The sequence below is a fragment of the Pseudomonas sp. ASL8 genome, from assembly GCF_056680355.1.
The window spans coordinates 2,559,883-2,582,326 of record NZ_CM155278.1 but is presented as its reverse complement, the minus strand read 5'-3'; the positions used below and the strand labels follow the sequence as shown (position 1 = coordinate 2,582,326).

Annotated in this window: 22 protein-coding genes; 12 read left to right on the top strand and 10 right to left on the bottom strand. The window is 59.3% G+C overall.

What is annotated here, in order from left to right; all coding sequences use genetic code 11:
- The 5 genes from AC1MEA_RS11820 to AC1MEA_RS11800 form a co-directional block, all read right to left on the bottom strand.
- Nucleotides 1–582: a DJ-1/PfpI family protein gene (locus AC1MEA_RS11820; protein ID WP_219062201.1), complete on the bottom strand. Its 582-nt coding sequence runs from the start codon at nucleotides 580–582 to the stop codon at nucleotides 1–3.
- Between the two features lie 113 nt (nucleotides 583–695).
- Complete coding sequence (locus AC1MEA_RS11815; protein ID WP_480917925.1) at nucleotides 696–1,853, bottom strand: phospholipase D-like domain-containing protein; 1,158 nt, start codon at nucleotides 1,851–1,853, stop codon at nucleotides 696–698.
- Nucleotide 1,854: 1 nt separating this feature from the next.
- Nucleotides 1,855–2,448, bottom strand: a complete 594-nt coding sequence (locus AC1MEA_RS11810; protein WP_480917923.1) for a YceI family protein — start codon at nucleotides 2,446–2,448, stop codon at nucleotides 1,855–1,857.
- A gap of 90 nt (nucleotides 2,449–2,538) precedes the next feature.
- Nucleotides 2,539–2,868, bottom strand: coding sequence for an amidase (locus AC1MEA_RS11805; protein ID WP_480917921.1), 330 nt, complete (start codon nucleotides 2,866–2,868; stop codon nucleotides 2,539–2,541).
- The gene (locus AC1MEA_RS11800) at nucleotides 2,865–3,986 is read right to left on the bottom strand and encodes a serine hydrolase domain-containing protein (protein WP_480917920.1); all 1,122 of its coding nucleotides are present in this window, start codon (nucleotides 3,984–3,986) and stop codon (nucleotides 2,865–2,867) included. The genes AC1MEA_RS11805 and AC1MEA_RS11800 overlap by 4 nt, the downstream gene beginning before the upstream one ends.
- Nucleotides 3,987–4,205: 219 nt before the next feature.
- Between AC1MEA_RS11800 and olsB the strand changes: the two genes are divergently transcribed.
- On the top strand, nucleotides 4,206–4,961 hold the full coding sequence (gene olsB / locus AC1MEA_RS11795) for an L-ornithine N(alpha)-acyltransferase (protein WP_480917918.1): 756 nt from the start codon (nucleotides 4,206–4,208) through the stop codon (nucleotides 4,959–4,961).
- Entirely contained in the window at nucleotides 4,961–5,746 is a 786-nt protein-coding gene (locus AC1MEA_RS11790) for a lysophospholipid acyltransferase family protein (RefSeq protein ID WP_480917916.1), read from the top strand. The genes olsB and AC1MEA_RS11790 overlap by 1 nt, the downstream gene beginning before the upstream one ends.
- Here AC1MEA_RS11790 and AC1MEA_RS11785 read toward each other — a convergent pair.
- A complete protein-coding gene (locus AC1MEA_RS11785; protein WP_219062208.1) occupies nucleotides 5,710–6,303 on the bottom strand; it encodes an acyl carrier protein phosphodiesterase in 594 nt (197 codons plus the stop codon). The genes AC1MEA_RS11790 and AC1MEA_RS11785 overlap by 37 nt on opposite strands.
- Nucleotides 6,304–6,464: 161 nt before the next feature.
- Between AC1MEA_RS11785 and AC1MEA_RS11780 the strand changes: the two genes are divergently transcribed.
- From AC1MEA_RS11780 to AC1MEA_RS11770, 3 genes are read left to right on the top strand one after another with little or no spacing between them, the layout of a single operon-like run.
- On the top strand, nucleotides 6,465–6,767 hold the full coding sequence (locus AC1MEA_RS11780) for an ArsR/SmtB family transcription factor (RefSeq protein WP_449634996.1): 303 nt from the start codon (nucleotides 6,465–6,467) through the stop codon (nucleotides 6,765–6,767).
- Nucleotides 6,768–6,795: 28 nt separating this feature from the next.
- On the top strand, nucleotides 6,796–7,962 hold the full coding sequence (locus AC1MEA_RS11775) for an MFS transporter (RefSeq protein WP_219062210.1): 1,167 nt from the start codon (nucleotides 6,796–6,798) through the stop codon (nucleotides 7,960–7,962).
- A 20-nt stretch (nucleotides 7,963–7,982) separates the two neighbouring features.
- On the top strand, nucleotides 7,983–9,032 hold the full coding sequence (locus AC1MEA_RS11770; protein WP_480917913.1) for an alkene reductase: 1,050 nt from the start codon (nucleotides 7,983–7,985) through the stop codon (nucleotides 9,030–9,032).
- Nucleotides 9,033–9,159: 127 nt separating this feature from the next.
- Here the strand turns inward: AC1MEA_RS11770 and AC1MEA_RS11765 are convergent, their stop codons facing one another.
- From AC1MEA_RS11765 to AC1MEA_RS11750, 4 genes are all read right to left on the bottom strand, one after another.
- Nucleotides 9,160–9,891, bottom strand: a complete 732-nt coding sequence (locus AC1MEA_RS11765; RefSeq protein ID WP_480917911.1) for a hypothetical protein — start codon at nucleotides 9,889–9,891, stop codon at nucleotides 9,160–9,162.
- 319 nt (nucleotides 9,892–10,210) lie between these two features.
- The gene (locus tag AC1MEA_RS11760) at nucleotides 10,211–11,065 is read right to left on the bottom strand and encodes an ATPase (RefSeq protein ID WP_480917909.1); all 855 of its coding nucleotides are present in this window, start codon (nucleotides 11,063–11,065) and stop codon (nucleotides 10,211–10,213) included.
- 80 nt (nucleotides 11,066–11,145) lie between these two features.
- Complete coding sequence (locus tag AC1MEA_RS11755; RefSeq protein ID WP_449634999.1) at nucleotides 11,146–12,138, bottom strand: NAD-dependent epimerase/dehydratase family protein; 993 nt, start codon at nucleotides 12,136–12,138, stop codon at nucleotides 11,146–11,148.
- 67 nt (nucleotides 12,139–12,205) lie between these two features.
- Entirely contained in the window at nucleotides 12,206–13,105 is a 900-nt protein-coding gene (locus AC1MEA_RS11750; protein ID WP_449635000.1) for a LysR family transcriptional regulator ArgP, read from the bottom strand.
- A gap of 156 nt (nucleotides 13,106–13,261) precedes the next feature.
- Here AC1MEA_RS11750 and AC1MEA_RS11745 point away from each other — a divergent pair, with 156 nt between their 5' ends.
- The 7 genes from AC1MEA_RS11745 to AC1MEA_RS11715 all read left to right on the top strand — a co-directional run bounded on the left by AC1MEA_RS11745 (nucleotide 13,262) and on the right by AC1MEA_RS11715 (nucleotide 22,402).
- Nucleotides 13,262–13,864, top strand: coding sequence for a LysE/ArgO family amino acid transporter (locus AC1MEA_RS11745; RefSeq protein WP_219062216.1), 603 nt, complete (start codon nucleotides 13,262–13,264; stop codon nucleotides 13,862–13,864).
- A 276-nt stretch (nucleotides 13,865–14,140) separates the two neighbouring features.
- A complete protein-coding gene (gene sodB / locus AC1MEA_RS11740) occupies nucleotides 14,141–14,737 on the top strand; it encodes a superoxide dismutase [Fe] (RefSeq protein ID WP_219062217.1) in 597 nt (198 codons plus the stop codon).
- Between the two features lie 313 nt (nucleotides 14,738–15,050).
- Nucleotides 15,051–17,102: a putative bifunctional diguanylate cyclase/phosphodiesterase gene (locus AC1MEA_RS11735; protein ID WP_219062218.1), complete on the top strand. Its 2,052-nt coding sequence runs from the start codon at nucleotides 15,051–15,053 to the stop codon at nucleotides 17,100–17,102.
- Between the two features lie 171 nt (nucleotides 17,103–17,273).
- Nucleotides 17,274–18,608: an imelysin family protein gene (locus AC1MEA_RS11730; RefSeq protein WP_480917906.1), complete on the top strand. Its 1,335-nt coding sequence runs from the start codon at nucleotides 17,274–17,276 to the stop codon at nucleotides 18,606–18,608.
- Nucleotides 18,609–18,801: 193 nt separating this feature from the next.
- A complete protein-coding gene (locus AC1MEA_RS11725; RefSeq protein ID WP_480918131.1) occupies nucleotides 18,802–20,187 on the top strand; it encodes a di-heme oxidoreductase family protein in 1,386 nt (461 codons plus the stop codon).
- Nucleotides 20,188–20,223: 36 nt separating this feature from the next.
- Entirely contained in the window at nucleotides 20,224–21,288 is a 1,065-nt protein-coding gene (locus AC1MEA_RS11720; RefSeq protein ID WP_480917904.1) for an imelysin family protein, read from the top strand.
- A gap of 1 nt (nucleotide 21,289) precedes the next feature.
- The gene (locus tag AC1MEA_RS11715) at nucleotides 21,290–22,402 is read left to right on the top strand and encodes a DUF1513 domain-containing protein (protein WP_480917902.1); all 1,113 of its coding nucleotides are present in this window, start codon (nucleotides 21,290–21,292) and stop codon (nucleotides 22,400–22,402) included.
- Nucleotides 22,403–22,444: the final 42 nt, after the last annotated feature.

Below are 22,444 nucleotides of genomic sequence, written 5' to 3'. Positions count from 1 at the left end.
TTACAGAATGATTTCGGTTCCGAGCAGTTTCAGGAAGCCATTCAACCAGCTCGGATGCGCAGGCCAGGCTGGCGCGGTGACCAGATTACCTTCGGTGTGCGCAGCGGTAACCGCGATGTCGATGAACTCGCCACCGGCCAGACGCACTTCTGGCGCGCACGCAGGATACGCACTGCATTGGCGGCCTTCGAGGATACCCGCTGCGGCGAGCAGTTGCGCGCCATGACAGACCGCCGCGATGGGTTTATCGGCCTTGTCGAACGCACGTACCCACTCCAGCACGGTTTCGTTCAAACGCAGGTACTCCGGCGCACGACCACCTGGCACCAGCAGCGCGTCGTAGTCCTCAACCTTGACCTGGTCAAAATCGAAGTTAAGGGCAAAGTTGTGCCCGGGTTTTTCGCTGTAGGTTTGATCGCCTTCAAAATCGTGAATCGCCGTACGCACGGATTGGCCATTGGTTTTGCCCGGACAGACCGCGTGGACGGTGTGCCCGACCATCTGCAGCGCCTGGAACGGCACCATCACTTCGTAGTCTTCGACGTAATCGCCAACCAGCATGAGAATTTTTTTAGCGGCCATTTGAAGCTCTCCTTGGATGTGGGGCTTGGGCAATAAGCGTAGTCAAGCTACGGCCGATAGGGACGATGCAGGTAATAGGCAACTACTACGACGATGAAAAGCTGCGGGAAGGCTCAGTCACGTCGGTCGAGGACATTGACAACCAAACGGTCAATCCAGCCCCAGACACGCTGCTTGACCCGACGCCAGAATGGCCGAGCCTCCCAGGCTTCGAGACTGACCTGTGAGCTGAGCGCAAAGTCGTGTTCGAAACTGGCAGCGACTGCGAGTGTCAGGTCGGGGTCGAGGGCTTCGAGATTGGCTTCCAGGTTGAAGCGCAGGTTCCAGTGATCGAAGTTGCACGAACCGATACTGACCCAGTCGTCGATCAAGACCATCTTCAAATGCAAAAAGCACGGCTGGTATTCAAATATCTGCACGCCCGCCTTGAGCAATCGAGGGTAATAGCGATGGCCTGCATAACGCACCGACGGATGATCGGTACGCGGACCGGTCAGCAGCAGGCGCACATCGACACCCCGCATAGCGGCTCTACGCAGGGATCGACGGACTTTCCAGGTCGGCAGAAAATACGGGGTTGCCAGCCAGATTCGGCGCTTGCCGCTATTTATCGCACGCACCAGCGATTGCAGAATGTCGCGGTGCTGGCGGGCGTCGGCGTAAGCCACGCGGCCCAACCCCTGACTGGCGGCTGGCACCGTGGGCAAGTGCGGCAACCCGAAGCGAAGCGTCGGCCGCCATGCGAACGGGCGATGATTAGCGTGAAATTGTCGGTCGAACAGCGCTTGCCAGTCAGCAACCATCGGCCCCGTGATTTCCACCATCACTTCATGCCATAGGCAGGTGTTCTGCTCCGGCAACCAGAATTCATCGGTCACGCCCGTCCCCCCCACCACCGCCAGACGCTTGTCCACCAACAGCAACTTGCGGTGATCGCGGTAGAGGTTATGAAAACCACGGCGCCAATGCACCGGATTGTAAAAACGCAGCACAACACCGGCTTCGATCAAGCGATTGCGCAGGTCCAGGGTGAATGCCTGGGCGCCGTAGTCGTCGAACAGGCAGCGCACAGCAACCCCGCGTGACGCCGCGTGGACCAGCGCTTGAACCACCGCATCGGCACAGGCCCCGGCTTCGACCAGATAAAGTTCCAGTTCAACCTGATGTTGCGCCTGTTCGATAGCCTCGATCATGCGCGGGAAAAACGCCGGACCGTCGACCAGCAAACTGAATTTATTGCTGCTGCGCCAGGCAAAGATCGCTCGACTCATGTCAGCGCGCCGTGAAAATCAGCACCGCACCCACCGGTACCGACAAGCTGATTGCCGACAACCCGGCGACCTTACGCAACGCGCTCAGGCCAGGCACCAGATCGAAATCCTCGGCATTTACCACTAAAGGCTCCAGGGTGACCACCTGAAAACGTCGATCATCGAGCCGGGTGGCGAGCAGTTCGGCACTGTAGCGGTGGGAGGCGCCGTGCAGGGTGACGGTCAGCGGCAGGCGCAGTTCCAGTTGAGCACCGGGCGCCAGGTCGTTGATCGGCTGCAGGTCGAGCTGCGCGGCAATCTGCGCCGAAGGAAACTGTTTAACCTCAAACAGCTGATCACGCATGCGTTCGTCGCGCAGGGGAATACCACTGCTAACGGAGTCGAGTTCGACCTGAAGTTCGGCCATGCCTTTCAGATCGACCTTACCGTGCAAGGTGAGGAAGCGGTGCACTTCAGACGTGTCAGCATTTTTGGTAGAAATAAACGACAGTCGCGATGACTCGTTATCCAGATACCAACTGGCGTGGGCCGGCAAGGCCAGGAGCCCGAGCAGGGCCTGCACGCCAAGGAGGGCCAGGCGGGTCATCGTGTGCATGCAAGCTCCAGGTGCGCATTTGGCGCCAACCTTAACCGGCTGTCAGGGAGCTGGCAAACGCTAAGCGGCGGCGGACAACGCCTCAGCCAGTCATGGATCCAGCTGACAGCCCTGACGCGGGTTCTGCCACGCCGCGCTGCTGCTACGGCCCAAACCACTGGCGATCACGCGCTTATGCGCAACGTCATCAAGCAGGCTGCTGGGCAAGTATTGCTTTACGTAGGCTGCGCAATAGTCAGAAGGGTTGTCCATCACGTATCGGCACGAACAATATTCCTTGGCCGTATAGGCGCTGATGATGCTGGGGAAAACCCACAATGCAACGCGGTTCTGCCAAGCCAGCACGGTGATCATCAGGGCCACCAGCAACAGCAGGCTGCTGAACGGCCGGCGCAGGATAAACCAGCGGTGACTGTTCACTGGCCACCCTCCCCGGCAAATGCAGCCAGTGCCCGCTTGAGCAGTTGATCGTCGTTGTAACGCTCATCACGGTCATCGGCGTAACGCACGATCACCAGATTGGCGCTGGGCACTACATACAAGGCCTGCCCCCAATGCCCGAGCGCGGCGAAGGCATCCGGAGGGGCATCGGGCCAAGGCCTTATTGAGGTGTCGGACCCGCCATCGGGCAGGCGATTCAACCACCACTGTCCGCCCGGCACTTCATTTTCTGACACAGACTGATTGTGAGCGAATGGCGTCAGGCTGAAATCGATCCAGGCCTTGGGCAGTAACTGCTTATCCTGCCAGCGACCGCCGCGCTGCATCAGCAGGCCGATGCGCGCCAGATCCCGTGCGCTCATGTAGGCATAAGACGAGCCGACGAAGATGCCGCTGCCATCGGTTTCCCACACCGCGCTGCGAATGCCCAGCGGCTCGAACAGCGCGGTCCAGGGGTAGTCCGGGTAGGCCTTGTCACCGACCATGCCTCTCAAGGCTGCAGACAATACGTTGCTGTCACCGCTGGAATAACGGTAGACAGCTCCCGGCGCGCTGGCCACGCCATGCCCGGCGGTGAACCGGGCCATGTCGCCGTGCCCTCGGGTATAAAGCATCGCCACCACTGACGAATTGAGCGGCGCGTATTCGTAGTCTTCCTGCCAGTCCAGACCCGAAGCCCAATGCAGTAAATCCTGCACACGGATGTCCGGATGGGCCTTGAACGGGGGATAGAATGTGCTCACTGAATCGCCCAGCTGGAAACGCCCTTCACCAAACGCGACACCGAGTACGCTGGCCATCACGCTTTTGCTGACTGACCAGGTCAAATGCGCGGTGTTGGCCGTGGTCGCGGCCGCATAGCGCTCGTAAACCAGTTGCCCGTCGCGGATCACCAACAGCGCATCGGTGCGAATGCCTTTGCGGGTGGTGTCATCACGTGCAGGGAAAGCGTAATCCTCCAACGCTCGCACTGCGGGGCTCTGTACCGCCGGTGCGCTTGACCATTGTTCGCCAGGCCAGTTTTGCGCCAACGCCGAATGGGCGCAGAGGCCAAACACCACGGCCTGGCACAGACGCGAAAAAAGCCGAAGATTCATGGCGTGATCTCTTGCGAAGTCTCTATAACCCTAGCAGCGATTCGTGACAAACCAGAGAGGACCGCGACGGCAATCTGCCAGGCAGCGATGACCCTCCGGCGGCCCTGTCATACAAGCATCACCAAAGCTTAATGGTGGTGACATCGGCTCTCCCTAGCCTAACTCCGTACCACACAGTCGACCGGCCGCAAACCCATGGCTGGCTTACGGAGACGACCCATGACCCAGATCGCCCGCAGTCGTGACACAGGTGCCGAACGCCGCCTTCAGGCCGAACGCCTGATTGGCGCACAGGCACTGCATGAAGCCCAGTCTTTACGCTTCAGCGTGTTCAGTGGCGAGTTCAACGCCAAGCTCAAAGGCGCCGAACTTGGCCTGGATAGGGATGACTACGATGTGCACTGCTCGCACATCGGCGTACGCGACCTCGCCACGGGCCGTCTGGTGGCGACTACCCGTTTGCTCGACCATAAAGCCGCCAACACCCTGGGACGTTTTTACAGCGAAGAGGAATTCAGCCTGCACGGCCTCGGTCATCTGCAAGGCCCGATCCTGGAGCTGGGGCGTACCTGCGTCGATCCGGCGTACCGCAACGGTGGCACCATCGCGGTGTTGTGGAGTGAGCTGGCGGAAATCCTCAATGAAGGCGGCTACAGCTACCTGATGGGCTGCGCCAGCATTCCGATGCAAGACGGCGGCATCCAGGCTCACGCGATCATGCAACGCTTGCGCGAACGCTATCTAAGCACTGAACACCTGCGCGCCGAGCCGAAAAATCCGCTGCCGGTCTTTGACCTGCCCAACAACGTCATCTGTGAAATGCCGCCACTGCTCAAGGCCTACATGCGGCTAGGGGCGAAGATCTGCGGCGAGCCGTGCTGGGATGAAGACTTCCAGGTGGCCGACGTTTTCATTCTGCTCAAACGCGACGAGCTGTGCCCCCGTTACGCCCGCCACTTCAAGGCGGCCGTGTGATGAGCCGGCTACGCGGCTATGCCCGTGTCGCACGGGTGCTGTGGGTCATTGCGCTGGGCTTGACGATTGCCGGCGCGTTCGGTGTGCTTGAACGCTTGCGCATCGGCAACTCCATGGCGCGTCGGCAACGCTGGGCCAGTTGGTTCATGACCCACCTGAGTGGCGCCCTGCCCTTTCGCGTGACCGTCAGCGGCGAGCTGCCGCGTGAGCCGATGCTGTGGGTCAGCAATCATGTGTCGTGGACCGATATCCCTTTACTGGGGATGCTCGCCCCTCTGTCCTTTCTGTCCAAAGCTGAAGTGCGGACCTGGCCGGTAGCCGGTTGGCTGGCGTTGAAAGCGGGCACCTTGTTTATTCGTCGAGGTTCGGGCGATAGCCGATTGATCCAGCGACAAATGACCCGGCACTTGCAAGAAAATGATGCGCTGATGATTTTCCCCGAGGGCACCACCACCGACGGCCGCAGCCTGCGTACCTTCCACGGTCGCCTGCTGTCCAGCGCAATCGATGCAGGCGTACCGTTGCAACCGGTTGCCATTCGTTATCTGCGTGACGGCAAGCCTGACCCTATCGCGCCGTTCATCGGCGACGACGACCTGCTTTCACACCTGCGCCGCTTGTTCGCCAACGAGCAGGGCGATGTGCATATCCAGTTGCTCCCGCCGATTGCCAGCCAACATCAGGAACGCGCATCGCTGGCGTTTCAGGCTCAGCAAGCCGTGCACCTGGCCCTGTTTGGCGAGGTCGCTCAACCAAGGGAATTGCGCTCGGCCAAAGCCGCCTGAGCAAAATCCTGCAACAGCGGGTAGAACGTCGCGAAATCCGCACTCAATGGCTGATACAGCGCCTGCAATTCATGCATGGCGCCGGCCAATCCCTGCGGTCGCGACAAGCGTCGGGAAATCCCGCTCAGCACCTGCTCCAGCACCTCGAACTCCCGATAAGAACCCAGCCAATCCTGAGCCGCCATGCGCGGCGCGATCAAGGCCAGACGCTCCGGTAACGCCGGTTCGGCGGCCAGCACCCTATAAACCCTGGAGGTGAATGCATCCAGCGGTTGTTCGGCATACACCGCCCAGTCCCGCGCCAGGCAATGATCGAAAAACACATCCAGCACAATGCCAGCAAAACGCCGTCGCTCCAGCGGGAAGCGGGCGATGGATTGCTTGATCAGCGGGTGCGTATCGGTGAACGAATCAATGCGGCGATGCAGCTGGATCGCCGCTTCGAGTTCGGGGGTAAAACGCCCCGGCAGCGGTCCTTTGACGAAATCGCCGTACAGACTGCCGAGCAATTGCGCCGAGCGCTGACCGCCCAAGTGGAGGTGTGCGAGATAATTCATGAGCTCAGCGTACGCCTATTCCGCACCGAGGCCTATATCGATATAACCCGATATAGCGTTTTATGCGATGCTTAGCACCCCTTCATATTTGTATATCGCGAAATATAGATATAAAGTTCGCCACATCGCGATATACCGCTATACACGGATTTGAGAACGACATGCCTATCGACCTCGACGAAATAATAAAAGCGCTTGCCCACCCTGTTCGCCGCGAAATACTCGCGTGGCTCAAAGACCCTCACGCCTGCTTTCCCAATCAGGATCACTCGCTGGACAACGGCGTTTGCGCCGGACAGATCGACCAACGTGCCGGCCTCTCCCAGTCCACCGTTTCTGCGCACTTGGCGGTCCTGCAACGTGCCGGTCTGATCACCAACAAAAAGGTCGGTCAATGGCACTTTTTCAAACGCAACGAAGACGCCATCCAGGCGTTCCTGCAAGAAATGAACAAGCAGCTCTGATTTCTTCCCACTTTTCAGGAGACGCTTCGTGCCTCTTTCGCTACTGATGCTGGCCTTGAGCGCCTTCGCTATTGGCACCACGGAATTCGTGATCATGGGGCTGTTGCCCGATGTCGCGGCTGACCTCGGTGTCTCGATCCCTGGCGCTGGCTGGCTGGTGACCGGTTACGCCCTGGGCGTGGCCATCGGCGCACCGTTCATGGCCCTGGTCACCGCCAAGCTGCCGCGTAAGGCCGCGCTGGTTTCGCTGATGGTGATTTTCATCATTGGCAACCTGCTCTGCGCCCTCGCCAGCGACTACAACGTGCTGATGTTCGCCCGGATCGTCACCGCCCTGTGTCACGGTGCATTTTTTGGTATCGGCTCGGTAGTGGCTGCAAACCTGGTCGCGCCCAATCGCCGCGCTTCGGCCGTCGCCTTGATGTTCACCGGTTTGACCCTGGCCAACGTGTTGGGTGTGCCACTGGGCACCGCGCTGGGTCAGTTGGCTGGCTGGCGCTCGACCTTCTGGGCGGTGACGGTGCTCGGTGTGGTCTCGTTGATCGGTTTGATGCGCTTCCTGCCGGCCAAACATGACGAGGAAAAACTCGACATGCGTGCCGAACTGGCCGCCCTCACAGGCGCCGGAATCTGGCTATCACTGAGCATGACCGTGTTGTTCGCCGCGTCCGTGTTCACCCTGTTCACCTACATCGCTCCGTTGCTCGGCGACGTCACCGGGGTATCACCCAGCGGTGTGACTTGGACCCTGCTGCTGATCGGCCTGGGTTTGACCTTGGGCAATGTGATTGGCGGCAAGCTGGCCGACCGCAACATGTCGCTGACCCTGATCGGCGTGTTCACCGTCATGGCGGTGGTCTCTACCGTACTGACCTGGACCAGCACTGCGTTGATTCCAGCTGAAATAACCCTGTTCCTCTGGGCCACCGCAAGCTTCGCCGCCGTGCCCGCCCTGCAAGTGAACGTGATGACCTTCGGCAAGGCCGCGCCCAACCTGATTTCGACCCTGAACATTGGCGCCTTTAACGTCGGCAACGCCCTGGGCGCCTGGGTGGGTGGGAGCGTGATCGCACACGGCTTCGGCTTGACCAGCGTGCCTGTGGCCGCTGCAGCGCTGGCGGTGCTCGCACTGCTGGTGACCCTGATTACTTTTCGTCAGAGCGTTAACCCCGACCTGGCACCCGCTACCAACTGATCCTTAGAGGGTTCTACACCATGACCACTATTTTTGACCCGATCACACTGGGCGATCTGAAATTGCCGAACCGCATCATCATGGCGCCGCTGACCCGCTGCCGCGCCGATGAAGGTCGCGTCCCCAATGCACTGATGGCTGAGTACTACGTTCAGCGCGCCTCGGCGGGCCTGATCATCAGCGAAGCGACCTCGGTCACGCCAATGGGCGTCGGCTACCCTGACACGCCCGGCATTTGGTCCAACGACCAGGTACGGGGCTGGAGCAACATCACCAAAGCCGTGCACGCTGCGGGCGGCCGTATCGTTCTGCAACTGTGGCACGTTGGCCGGATTTCCCATCCGTCGTACCTCAACGGCGAAACGCCGGTCGCTCCGAGCGCGATTGCCCCTGCGGGCCACGTCAGCCTGGTTCGTCCGCGGTCCGACTACCCGGTGCCACGCGCCCTGGAAACCGCTGAAATCGCCGAGATCGTCGATGCTTACCGCGTGGGCGCAGAGAACGCCAAGGCCGCCGGTTTCGACGGTGTCGAAGTCCACGGTGCAAACGGCTATCTGCTCGACCAGTTCCTGCAAAGCAGCACCAACCACCGCACCGACGAATACGGCGGCTCGCTGGAAAATCGTGCACGCCTGATGCTGGAAGTGACCGATGCGGTCATCGAAGTATGGGGCGCGGGCCGTGTCGGCGTGCACCTGGCGCCACGCGCCGACTCCCATGACATGGGCGACGAGAACCTGTCCGAAACCTTCACCTACGTAGCCCGTGAACTGGGCAAGCGCGGGATTGCGTTTATCTGCTCCCGTGAAAAAGAAGCCGGCGACAGCCTTGGCCCACAACTGAAAAAAGCCTTCGGCGGCCAGTACATCGCCAACGAACGCTTCACCAAAGACAGCGCCAACGCCTGGCTGGCCAGTGGCAAAGCCGATGCAATTGCGTTCGGCGTGCCCTTCATCGCCAACCCGGATCTGCCGGAGCGCCTGCAACACGATGCACCGTTGAACCCCGCACATCCGGAAACTTTCTACAGCAAGGGCCCGGTAGGTTATATCGATTACCCACGCATGTAAGACGTTCACGTTAAACTAAAAAAGCCCCGACTCTGAGAGCCGGGGCTTTTTTGTCTAACGAACTAGATAAACAACTAGCGCTCGTTATAAACAGTGCCCGCACAGTAAAATTTTATTCCTGCGCTTCCTACGCACGCTTGCCGACGGGTTTACCGTCTGCGTCGATGACAGTGCCATCATCATATTCAAAAGTGCCGTCGACATGACGCATCACTTTGTCTGCCGAGTAATACCACCTTCCATCCGGGTATTTGATATCACCGGCGGGGTCTTTGATTGACCCATCCGGATATTCGGTCGTTCCATCTGCGTATTGTTTGCTTCCGTCTGGATGAGTCACGGTCTTTTTAGCGTCATCAATGACTTTCCCATCGGGAAGTGTAACCGTCGACGTTTCGTTATTGACCACGGTTCCGTCCGCCAGCTTAGCGATGGGGACGGGTTGGCCGGTGGACAGGTCTTTGATGGAGGACGCGATCGAAAACGCGTTGGCGGCTATATCAAAGGCCGTACTGACGCTTTCCAGGGTACTGCGGGCCGCCGGTTTTTCCGGAAGTTCTCGGGTGGGCAAGCCCGCCTGATCCACTTGAGGCTTGGCCGGCGGAGCTTTTGGCTTGTCCGAGACCATCGGAGGCCTGGCGGGTGGACCTTTTGGCTTGTCCGGGGAAACCGATGGCCTGGCTGGCGGGCCCTTGGGCTTATTCTTGGAGATCGACGCGCGGCCTTCAGAAGTATCTTTTCTGGCGGGAGGCTTAATCTTCGAGACTTTTGGCGGCACTGCAACGGGCATGACCAACGCCTCAGGGTCATTAAAATAGTTTTCGATAGCCGGGTTATTCGAATCAACAGGTCCATTCATAATATCGTCCTTTACCTGAACACGCACACCGTGCATGACCCGGTATTAATTAGTTATCGCAGAAGTGTTTATTTAACGGGAATAAACCATTTTTATAACCCGCCTCGACCAGGAGCAACTCAGCCGCTAACGACACCTTACAAAACAACTAACAAAAGACAAGCCCCTCCGCCCCTCATTATCAAGAAACCGCAATAAACAGAAAAGCCCCACACACAACCGACCTGATTCCAATCACTGTAAATACTTCGGGCCACGCTACGCATCGGTTTTATCGATACACCGATGCGTGCGCGCGCCTTTATGTGTTCACTGCTGACTAACGAGCGTTAATCTGCTGTTGCAGATTCTGAATCTGGCTCTGCAAGGTGCTGATGTTGCGCGTGACTTGCCCACGGAACGCATCAAACTCAGCGGTACTGCCACCTTGAGCCGCTGCAGCCGGACGATTGTCCTGCTCGCTTTTGAGCACCAATACCTCTTGCTCGAGACGGTCGAGGGCCACACTTGGATTGCCCTGCTTTTTCAGCGCTGCCACATCAGCGTTCAGGCTTTTCATCTGAGCATCAAGCTGAGCTTGAATAGACTGCGTGGCCTTCATGTCAGGCTGTGCACCTTTCAATGCCGCCAGTTCGGTGCCCAGGCTTTTCACTTGCTCTTGTAGCTGAGTATTAGCGGTCTGCAACTGGGCAGTCTGCGCAGACATCTGTTCCAGGCGCTTGCCCAAGCCACTTTGTTGGCCGACGACGCCCTCTTGCTGTTTGTCCTGATCGTCCAGTTTGCTTTCCAGCTTCTGAATTTGCAGTTTCAACGCTTCGCTGCCATTGCTGGCGACCGACTGGGTCGCCACCACTTTCCCGGAGATGTCCTGTAACCGCCCTGCCGCTTCCTCGCTGATGCGCGCAAAGCTTTCCTGAGTCGCAACCAGTTGCTGCTCCATCAACGAAACCTGCTGAAAACTCCACCAGGCCAGCCCAGCGAAGGCAATGAACAATGCACCGACCAACGCCCAGATAGGCCCGGTATTGGCGCGTTTGACCCTCACCACAGGCGTGCTGCGCGAATACACCGTCGTGCGATCACGAGCACCGGCAGTCGGTGCGAAATCGTCATCGTCGTCTTTGGCACTGAGGTTCGGCACATCATGGAAGTCATCGTGCGGGTCGTTACGCATGGTTAAACCTTTTGGAAGCTGCTGAAGACTGAAAAGGATTGCAGTATAACCACTCGCCTCGCCGGCCAAGAGGTCCTGCGTCAAATCGACTGTTGCGCTTTCCACCAGCCGCAAAACTCGTCCAGTGCCGTCCACAGGCTGACCCGTGGCTGATAGTCCAGATAATGCTGAGCCCGGCTGATGTCCAACGTGAAATCCTTGCTCATCATCTGCACGCCCAGCCGCGACAATGTCGGTTCAGGGCGCCCAGGCCACAACAGGCAGGCGCCTTCGTTCAGGGCGGCGGCGCTGTAAGCCAGCGCATAGGAACGGTAGCGGGTGACTTGCGGCAGTTCCATCTGACGCATCACATAGTTCACCACATCCCACAGTGGAACTGGCGTGCCGTTGCTGATGTTGTAGGCCTTGCCCAAGGCGGAACCGGCCGCCAGCAGACTGCTGAGCAGTGCGTCATTGAGGTTCTGGATGCTGGTGAAGTCGACCTTGTTCAGGCCATTGCCGACAATCGACAGGCGCTTTTTGCGCTGCATGTTCAACAGCCGCGGGAAGATGCTGTTATCGCCTGCGCCCGTGACAAAGCGCGGGCGCAGGGCGATGACTTCCAGCCCGAACTCCTCGGCACCGAAGACCTTTTGCTCTGCCAGGTATTTGGTCGCCGCGTAGTGATTGATGAAGCGCTTGGGCACCTGTTCTTCCTTGATCCCCAGATGCGAATGACCGTCGAAGTAAATCGACGGTGAGGACAGATGCACCAACCGCCGCACCTGCTGCTTGAGGCAGCCTTCGACGATGTTTTCCGTCACTTGCACGTTGCCTTGCTGAAAGTCCTGACGACGACCCCAAACCCCCACGGCTCCGGCGCAATGCACCACTGCTTCGACGTCATGGCATAGCCGCTGTACCAGTTCGGGATCGGACAAATCACCCTGAATGAATTCCGCACCACGGCGCACCAGATGCTCGACGCCCTCGGCACGACGGCCGTTGACCCGCACGGTAAAGCCCTGCTCTAACGCGAAACGCGCAAAGCGTCCGCCGATGAAGCCGCTTGCACCGGTGACCAGAATCTTCATTTACCGCTCCGTTAACTGTGTGTTCATTACGTGTGTTGTTTATTGCGTGGCTCGAAGCAGGTGACGCTCACGGAATGTTAAGCGGCACTAGCCATTGGCCTGCCCGGTGGGTCAGGTGCTCCGTCAACTGCGTCAGCAACTGACCACCATTGCGCCAATGATGCCAATACAACGGGACATCGATGGGGTGATCAGCCAACAGTTCCACCAGCAGGCCGCGTTGCATCTGATCGCGCACCTGCTCCTGCGGCACCAGCCCCCAACCGAGCCCTGCCTCGGCCATGCGCAGAAACCCTTCGGACGACGGACACAAATGATGCTCGAAGCCCCCCTCCACGCCCAGCGATGCCAGGTAACGGTGCTGAAGAAAGTCATCGGGACCAAACACCAGCGCGGGTGAGCGCGCCAGTTGCACGGCGGTCACGCCCTGCGGAAAGTGCCGGGCGATAAAGCCGGGACTGGCCACTGCACGATAGCGCATGGCGCCCAGCAGCACGCTGCGCGCGCCAGCCACCGGCCGCTCGGTGCCGCACACGCAGGCGGCCACTTCGCCGGCACGCATCCGCTTAAGACCCACGTCCTGGTCTTCGACCACCAGGTCCAGCAATAGATGCTGCTCGGCGCAAAAATCGCCGACTGCGGCTGCCCACCATGTCGCCAGGCTGTCGGCGTTAAGCGCAATACGCAGGCGTTCGGGCATGCCTTCTTCGTCCAGCGCCGGCACCTGGCTTTGCAGATCACGTTCAAGCAGGCGCACCTGCTGCACATGGTTGAGCAAGCGTCGGCCAATCTCTGTCGGGCTCGGCGGGGTGGCACGGATCAACACGGGTTGACCGACCCGCGCCTCGAGCAATTTGATCCGCTGCGATACCGCTGATTGGGACAGGCCCAGGACCTGAGCGCCACGCTCGAAACCTGCCTGCTCGACGACGGCCGCCAAGGCAGAGAGCAATTTGTAGTCGAACATCATTTTCTCTAATGAGTGATGAGCATTATTGGTTTTTCTTATACAGCCAAGCACCCCACACTCGCCACACAAACTGCATGAATCAAGCAATTACGCCTCCATTTTTGACGCTGATGGCCGCGCAAACATGAGTAGCTTTAAAGAGGAATGACGGATATGTGGCAAAGCTATCTCAATGGCCTGTTGGTGGCCGCGGGGCTGATTATGGCGATCGGCACGCAAAACGCGTTCGTCCTCGCACAAAGCCTGCGCCGCGAACATCACCTGCCCGTGGCGGCATTGTGCGTCGTATGTGATGCCCTGCTGGTGGCCGCCGGGGTTTTCGGGCTGGCGAATGTGCTGGCTCAAAACCCACTGCTATTGTCGATTGCCCGCTGGGGCGGGGCGGGATTTCTGCTGTGGTACGGCAGCCTGGCGCTGCGTCGCGCATGCTCCCGGCAAAGCCTGCAACTCAATGAAAAACCCGGGCTGCGCTCACGGCGTGCCGTGCTGCTCAGTGCTTTGGCGGTAACGCTGCTCAACCCCCACGTGTATCTGGACACCGTGCTGTTGATCGGTTCGCTTGGCGCGCAGCAAAGTGTGCCCGGCGCTTATGTGGTCGGTGCCGCCAGTGCCTCATTGTTGTGGTTCACCACCCTGGCCGTGGGTGCGGCGTGGCTCTCCCCGTGGCTGGCGCGGCCAGCGACCTGGCGCATGCTGGATCTGCTGGTGGCGGTGATGATGTTCAGTGTGGCGGCGCAATTGATTCGAGCGAGCTGAGTCCGGAGTGTTGGGGCAACGCATAAAACCCGTGGGGCAGCCCCCCATCTGCGGTTGTTATCAGGTCTCGTTGGCTGATCAATATTTATCATCAGGTTTACGACAAGGCTCTGGAACCTCTATCCCACACAGTTGTTGCGTGGTTATGGCGCAGGCCGGGTGCTATGATCCAGCCCCTGCGTCGCAAAGAGTACAAACTCCCCGACGCATGTTTATGTCTGGCCGCCCGTGATCGGCCTTGCGCTCACCGCAACTGACCTGATTAGGAGATTAACCATGGCTTTTGAATTGCCAGCGCTGCCCTACGCACACGATGCCCTGCAGCCGCACATTTCCCGTGAAACCCTGGAATACCACCACGACAAGCACCACAACACCTACGTCGTGAACCTGAACAACCTGGTGCCAGGCACCGAGTTCGAAGGCAAAACCCTGGAAGAGATCATCAAGACTTCTTCGGGCGGTATCTTCAACAACGCCGCTCAGGTCTGGAACCACACGTTCTACTGGAACTGCATGGCGCCAAATGCTGGCGGCGAACCTACCGGTGCTCTGGCTGACGCGATCAACGCTGCGTTCGGCTCCTTCGCCAAGTTCAAAGAAGAGTTCAGCAAAACCTCCATCGGCACCTTCGGTTCCGGCTGGGGCTGGCTGGTGAAAAAGGCTGACGGTTCCCTGGCTCTGGCCAGCACCATCGGCGCCGGCAACCCGCTGACCAGCGGCGAAACCCCGCTGCTGACCTGCGATGTGTGGGAACACGCTTACTACATCGACTACCGCAACGTGCGGCCGAAGTACGTAGAAGCGTTCTGGAATCTGGTTAACTGGAAGTTCGTCGCTGAGCAATTTGAAGGCAAAACCTTCAAAGCCTAAGCGCTGATCCAGACAAAAAACCCGGCATTGCCGGGTTTTTTTTCGTCTGTGCTTCGCTCTTTTCTGTATTGTCACCGTGCAATAGCAGACTAATATCAGTTTCTTGACAGCTTTACAGGTCAGCGCTCAAGTTCCACGTGTATTCGACCGACATAAATAAATAGAGACAGCCTTACCTCGGTCTCTAGAACAGCGTTAACGGCAGGCACACGCAACTGACCTCCAGATGCGATTGCCCCTTTGACGAGCCGCTTGTGTTTACCAATACTCGCACACGGTCACACGCTCCCAGCACGGATTAAGGAATAACCATTTGAAGCTGGAACTCAAAAACAGCTTGTCGGTAAAGCTGCTGCGCGTGGTGCTGCTCTCGGCGCTGATCGTAGGGGTGGTCTTGAGTTGTGCGCAGATCGTCTTCGACGCCTACAAGACCCGACAAGCCGTCGCCAGTGATGCCGGACGCATCCTCGATATGTTCCGCGACCCTTCGACCCAGGCGGTCTACAGCCTGGACCGGGAGATGGGCATGCAGGTCATCGAAGGCCTGTTTCAGGACAATGCAGTGCGCATGGCGTCCATCGGGCATCCGAACGAAGCCATGCTCGCGGAAAAATCCCGTGAACTGAAACAGACGCCCACCCGCTGGCTGACCGACCTGATCCTCGGACAGGAGCGCAGCTTCAACACTCAACTGGTCGGTCACGGCCCGTACAGTGAGTATTACGGCGACCTGCGCATTACCCTCGACACCGCCACCTATGGCGAAAGTTTTATCGTCAGCTCAGTGATCATCTTCATTTCCGGCGTGCTGCGAGCCTTGGCCATGGGCCTGGTGCTGTACCTGGTCTATCACTGGCTGCTGACCAAACCGCTGTCGAAAATCATTGAACACCTGACCAGTATCAACCCCGACCGCCCCAGCGAGCATCAACTGCCGCTGCTCAAGGGCCATGAAAAAAACGAATTGGGCATCTGGGTCACCACCGCCAACCAGTTGCTGGCCTCGATTGAACGCAACACGCATCTGCGCCACGAAGCCGAGAACAGCCTGCTGCGCATGTCCCAGTACGACTTCCTCACCGGCCTGCCCAACCGCCAGCAATTTCAACAACAACTGGACAAGATTCTGGTCGATGCCGGCCGCCTGCAACGCCGGGTGGCGGTGCTGTGTGTCGGGCTTGATGACTTTAAAGGCATCAACGAACAGTTCAGCTACCAGACTGGCGACCAACTGCTGCTGGCGCTGGCTGATCGCCTGCGTGGTCACAGCGGCCGATTGGGTGCCCTCGCCCGCTTGGGCGGCGATCAGTTTGCGTTGGTACAAGCCGATATCGAACAGCCCTACGAGGCCGCCGAGCTGGCGCAGAGCATCCTCGACGATCTGGAAGCGCCCTTTGCGCTGGACCAGCAGGAAATCCGTCTGCGCGCGACCATTGGCATCACCTTGTTTCCAGAAGATGGCGACAGCACCGAGAAACTGCTGCAAAAAGCCGAACAGACCATGACCCTGGCCAAGTCCCGGTCGCGAAACCGTTATCAGTTCTACATCGCCAGCGTCGACAGCGAAATGCGTCGACGTCGCGAGCTTGAAAAAGACCTGCGTGAAGCCTTGCCACGCAATCAGCTGTACCTGGTCTATCAGCCACAGATCAGTTACCGCGATCACCGCGTCGTCGGGGTTGAAGCCTTGATACGCTGGCAGCACCCCGAACACGGCCTGGTACCGCCGGACCTGTTCATTCCGCTGGCCGAGCAGAACGGCACGATCATCGCGATTGGCGAGTGGGTACTCGATCAGGCCTGTCGGCAGTTACGCGAATGGCACGACCAGGGGTTCAGTGACCTGCGCATGGCCGTCAACCTGTCGACCGTACAACTGCACCACGCCGAATTGCCGCGCGTGGTAAACAACCTGCTGCAGATTTACCGCCTGCCGCCGCGCAGCCTGGAACTGGAAGTCACCGAAACCGGCCTGATGGAAGACATCAGCACCGCAGCCCAGCACCTGCTGAGCCTGCGCCGCTCCGGCGCGTTGATCGCCATTGATGACTTCGGCACCGGTTATTCTTCCTTGAGTTACCTCAAGAGCTTGCCGCTGGACAAAATCAAGATCGACAAGAGCTTCGTCCAGGACCTGATCGATGACGACGATGACGCCACCATCGTGCGCGCTATCATCCAACTGGGTAAAAGTCTCGGCATGCAGGTGATTGCCGAAGGCGTAGAAACCGCCGAACAAGAGGCTTACATCATTTCTGAAGGCTGTCACGAAGGCCAGGGCTACCTCTACAGCAAGCCCCTGCCTGCCCGCGAACTGCTGGCTTTTTTGAAGCACGCCCAGCGCTCCAACGCGGAAATCCTGTAACCCGGAACGGCCCCGCCCCACCGTTCCTTCCCCCGTGGTTACATGCCGAAATGGTGTGTAACCAAGTTTTTCTGCGCTGCCCCTTTACATAGAATGCATATCTTTCGCATTATGACGCAGTTTTTCCAATTGCTAACGCGTGTTATTCACTTCTCGACGCAGGATTTCGTCATGATTCGTATGCCTCTCGCAACCGCTAGTCTGTTGGCCATCGCTATCTCGCTCGCTGGCTGCGGCGAAGGCAAGGACAAAGCCGCTGCGCCGCAAGCACCGGTTGCCGCTGCTGCTGCCACAGCCCCCGTTACCGCAGGCCAGCTTGACGACGTCGCGGCCAAGGCAGTGGTCGCCAACTACACCAACATGGTCTTTGCCGTGTTCAGCGATGCCGAATCCACCGCGAAAACCTTGCGCACCGCAGTGAACGACTTCCTCGCCAACCCCAACGACGCATCCCTCAAGAAAGCCCGTGCTGCCTGGGTTGCCGCTCGCGTGCCTTACATGCAGAGTGAAGTCTTCCGCTTCGGCAACACCCTCATCGACGACTGGGAAGGTCAGGTTAACGCCTGGCCCCTGGACGAAGGCCTGATCGACTACGTCGCTGGCGATTACCAGCACGCGCTGGGCAACCCGGGCGCGACCGCCAACATCATCGCCAACACCGAAATCCAGGTCGGCGAAGACAAAGTCGACGTCAAGCAAATCACCGGCGAGAAACTGGCCAGCCTCAACGAGCTGGGCGGTTCCGAAGCCAACGTCGCTACTGGATACCACGCCATCGAGTTTCTGCTCTGGGGTCAGGACCTGCATGGCAACGGTCCAGGTGCCGGCGAGCGCCCGGCCACTGATTACGTCGAAGGCGCAGCAGGCACTGGCGGCCACAATGATCGTCGTCGCGCCTACCTCAAAGCAGTGACCGACCTGCTGGTCAGCGACCTGGAAAAAATGGTCGACAACTGGAAACCGGGTGTTGCGGACAACTACCGCGCCACCCTGGAAGCCGAGTCCGGCGAAAGCGGTCTGCGCAAAATGCTCTTCGGCATGGGCAGCCTGTCCCTCGGCGAACTGGCTGGCGAACGCATGAAAGTCGCGCTGGAAGCCAACTCCAGCGAAGACGAACACGACTGCTTCAGCGACAACACGCACAACTCGCACTTCTACAACGGTCTGGGCATCCGCAACGTCTACCTGGGTGAATACACCCGTGTGGACGGCAACAAAATCAGCGGCCCGAGCCTGTCCTCGCTGGTCGCCAAAGCAGACGCCACCGCCGACGCCACGCTCAAGGCCGACCTGAACGCCACGCAGGCCAAGCTGCAAGTGCTCGTCGACCACGCCAACAAGGGCGAGCACTTCGATCAACTGATCGCTGCCGGCAACACCCTGGGCAACCAGATCGTGCGCGACGCCATCGCATCACTGGTCACCCAGACCGGCGCCATCGAACAAGCGGCGACCAAGCTCGGCATCACCGACCTGAACCCGGACAACGCTGATCACGAGTTCTGATTCAAGGTTCACACCCATTACATGTGTAAATGTGATGGCCTCTTCGTGAATGAATTCACGCCCACAGGGAGACGCATGTTTTCTGTGGGCGTGAATGCATTTGCGAAGGCGGTATGTCAGGCCAAAACCGCACTATCAGGATGCTCCAGTGATTCCCTTGCTATCCCGCCTATCCCTTCCCCTGCTCCTGGTCATGACCATGAGTGCGTGCGATCACGCGCCGCGCTTCACTAAAGCCGAGCCGGGTGAAGCGTTGTCAGGGGGAAGCGCGACGGTGAACAAGACGGACCGGAATGCTTTTTCTCTGCCCTCAGCCAATCTTTCGCCGGTGCGGCGTCTGGATTTCAGCGTCGGCAATAGCTTTTTTCGCAGCCCGTGGGTGATCGCGCCGTCGACCACCACCGCTCGTGACGGCCTGGGCCCGCTGTTCAATACCAACGCCTGCCAGAACTGCCACATCAAGGACGGCCGCGGTCATCCACCCGCGCCAGGCGACAGCAATGCGGTGTCGATGCTGGTGCGCCTGTCGATCCCCAATGACCCCGCCTACGCCACGCTCATTGAGCAATCGGGCGTGCTGCCCGAGCCCGTGTATGGTGGGCAATTGCAGGACATGGCGATCCCCGGCGTGGTACCGGAAGGTAAAGTGCGGGTCGACTATGACCTGCTGCCAGTCACCTTCAAGGACGGCACGCGGATCGAATTACGCCAGCCCAAACTGCAGATTACCCAGCTCGGCTATGGCCCGATGCACCCCGACACCCTTTTCTCCGCGCGGGTCGCACCGCCGATGATTGGGTTAGGTCTGTTGGAGGCGATCCCGGAGGCGGCAATTCTGGCCAACGCCGATGCTCAACACAAACAGAACAATGGCATTGCCGGACGCGCCAACCGGGTCTGGGACGATGCACAACAGAAAATTGTGCTGGGGCGATTTGGCTGGAAAGCCGGGCAGCCGGCTCTTAACCAACAAAATGCGCACGCCTTCTCGGGTGATATGGGCCTGACCACTCGCCTCAAAACCGTCGATGACTGCACCGCGACCCAAGTCGACTGTCTCAATGCGCCAACCGGTAAAGGTCCTGAGGGCGAACCGGAGGTCAGCGACAACATTCTGCGTCTGGTACTGTTCTACAGCCGCAACCTGGGAGTGCCCGCGCGACGGGATGTCGACAACCAACAGGTGCTGGCCGGCAAGACTCTGTTTTATCAAACAGGCTGTCAGCAGTGTCATACGCCACAGTTCACCACCGGTGCCGACGCCGCAGAACCCGAACAGGCCAATCAAGTGATCCGCCCTTACAGCGATTTGTTGCTGCATGATATGGGCGAAGGGCTGGCCGACCATCGCAGCGAATTTCAAGCCACTGGCCGCGACTGGCGCACTCCGCCGTTGTGGGGCATTGGCCTGACCGAAGCCGTCAGTGGTCACACACAGTTTTTACACGACGGTCGTGCTCGAAACCTGCTTGAAGCAGTGCTCTGGCACGGCGGCGAAGCGCACGCCGCGCAGCAACAGGTATTGGCGTTTAACGCCGAACAACGCGCGGCGTTATTGGCGTTTTTGAACTCTCTTTAACGATTTACTCCCTATTGATGAGAAGAGGAGCCGGACATGTTCCGCCCCAAACTGTTATTCACCAGCCTGGCAGCCTTTGCCATCGCCGCCTGCTCGCCACAAGACCCACAGGCCGTGACGTCTGCCGCCATCGCCAAGCAGGTGATTCTGCCGACCTACAGTCGCTGGGTCGATGCCGACCGTCAGTTGTCGATCAGCGCCTTGGCGTTCTGTCAGGGCACATCAGACCTGGACACCGCCCGCGCCGACTTTCTGCACGCGCAAAAAGCCTGGGCTGAATTACAGCCATTGCTGATTGGTCCATTGGCCGAAGGCAACCGCGCCTGGCAAGTCCAGTTCTGGCCTGACAAAAAGAACCTGGTGGGGCGCCAGGTCGAGCAATTGGTCAGCGCACAACCGCAGATCAATGCCGACGCACTGAGCAAGTCCAGCGTCGTGGTGCAGGGCCTTTCGGCGTATGAATACATCCTGTTCGACGCCAATGTCGACATGGCCAACGCCGAGCAAAAAACCCGTTATTGCCCCCTGCTGATCGCTATCGGTGAACGCCAGAAAGCGTTGGCCGAGGAGATCCTGACCGGCTGGAACAGCACTGATGGCATGCTCGCGCAACTGAGCAAGTTTCCCAATCCGCGTTATGCCGACGCCCACGAAGCCATCGCTGAATTGCTTCGGGTGCAGGTCACTGCGCTGGACAGCCTGAAGAAAAAGCTCGGCACGCCATTGGGTCGTCAGACCAAGGGCATTCCGCAGCCGTTCCAGGCCGACGCCTGGCGCAGCAAGGCATCGCTCAGTAGCCTGGAAGCCAGCTTGATCAGCGCCGAGACGGTGTGGTCTGGCGTCGACAACCAAGGCCTGCGTGGCCTGCTGCCCGCCGAACAAAAACCACTGGCCGACAAAATCGATGCTGCATATGCCGCTAGCCGTCATCTGCTTTCAGCGTTGAAACCTCCGTTGACCGACCTGCTCGCCACCGACGCGGGTCGTCAGCAGCTCAATGCCTTCTACGACAGCCTCAACGCCCTCCATCGCTTGCATGAAGGCGAACTCGCCAAGGCGCTGGGTATCCAGCTTGGCTTCAACGCTAATGATGGTGACTGATATGTTGCGACGTCAGGCCCTGGCCCTTGGAAGTCTGCTACTCGGCGCCTGTACCCTGGGCGGCTGGACACTTTTTCAGCAAAAGGGGCTTCGGCAAAAAGGGGTGAACCCTCTGGTGCTTTCCGCTCGGGACGATGGCAACGGCCAGCACTATGCCGTGGGTTATCGTCTGGACGGCAGCCAGGTCTTCGCCACTCAGGTCGGCCAACGTTGCCATGACATCATCAATCACCCGGACCTGCCCTTGGCGCTGTTCGTCGCGCGCAGGCCCGGGACGCAAAGCTACCTGATCGACTTGCGTGACGGTCGTTTGCTCCAGACCATTACGTCCCGGCCCAACCGGCACTTCTACGGCCACGCCGTCATTCACAAAAGTGGCGAATGGCTGTACGCCACTGAAAACGACACCACCGACCCGGGACGCGGGGTGCTGGGCGTCTATCAGTTCGTCAACGAACGCCTGGTGTACAGCGGCGAAATCCCCACCCACGGCGTCGGCCCTCATCAGGTGTCGTGGATGCCCGACGGCGAAACCCTGGTGGTCGCCAACGGCGGGATTCGCACCGAAGCCGAAAGCCGGGTCGAGATGAACCTAAATGCCATGCAGCCCAGCCTGGTGCTGATGCAGCGCGATGGCACCTTGTTGAGCAAAGAAACCCTCAGCCAGTCGATGAACAGCATCCGCCATCTGGCCATCGCCAGCGACGGCACGATTGTCGCGGGGCAGCAGTTCATGGGCGAGGCACACGAGTCGTCTGAACTGCTGGCGATCAAACGCCCCGGCCAGCCCTTCGTGGCGTTCCCGGTGGCCGACAGCCAATTGCAGGCGATGAATCACTACACCGCCAGCGTTGCCGTGCACAGCGAACTGCGTCTGGCGGCCCTCACCGCGCCGCGCGGCAACCGCTTTTTTATCTGGGACCTGGACAGCGGCGAAGTGCGTCTCGACGCGCCACTGCCCGACTGCGCAGGCGTCGGCGCAGTGGCGGATGGTTTCGTCGTCACCTCAGGCCAGGGACGCTGCCGATTCTACGATTGTCGGCAAACAGAGCTGCTGGCACAGCCTCTTGAATTGCCAGCGGGGCTCTGGGATAACCATCTGCATCTGGTTTGATGCAGGGCCAGCGAAGCTGGCTTATCCTGCATCAGCACACCC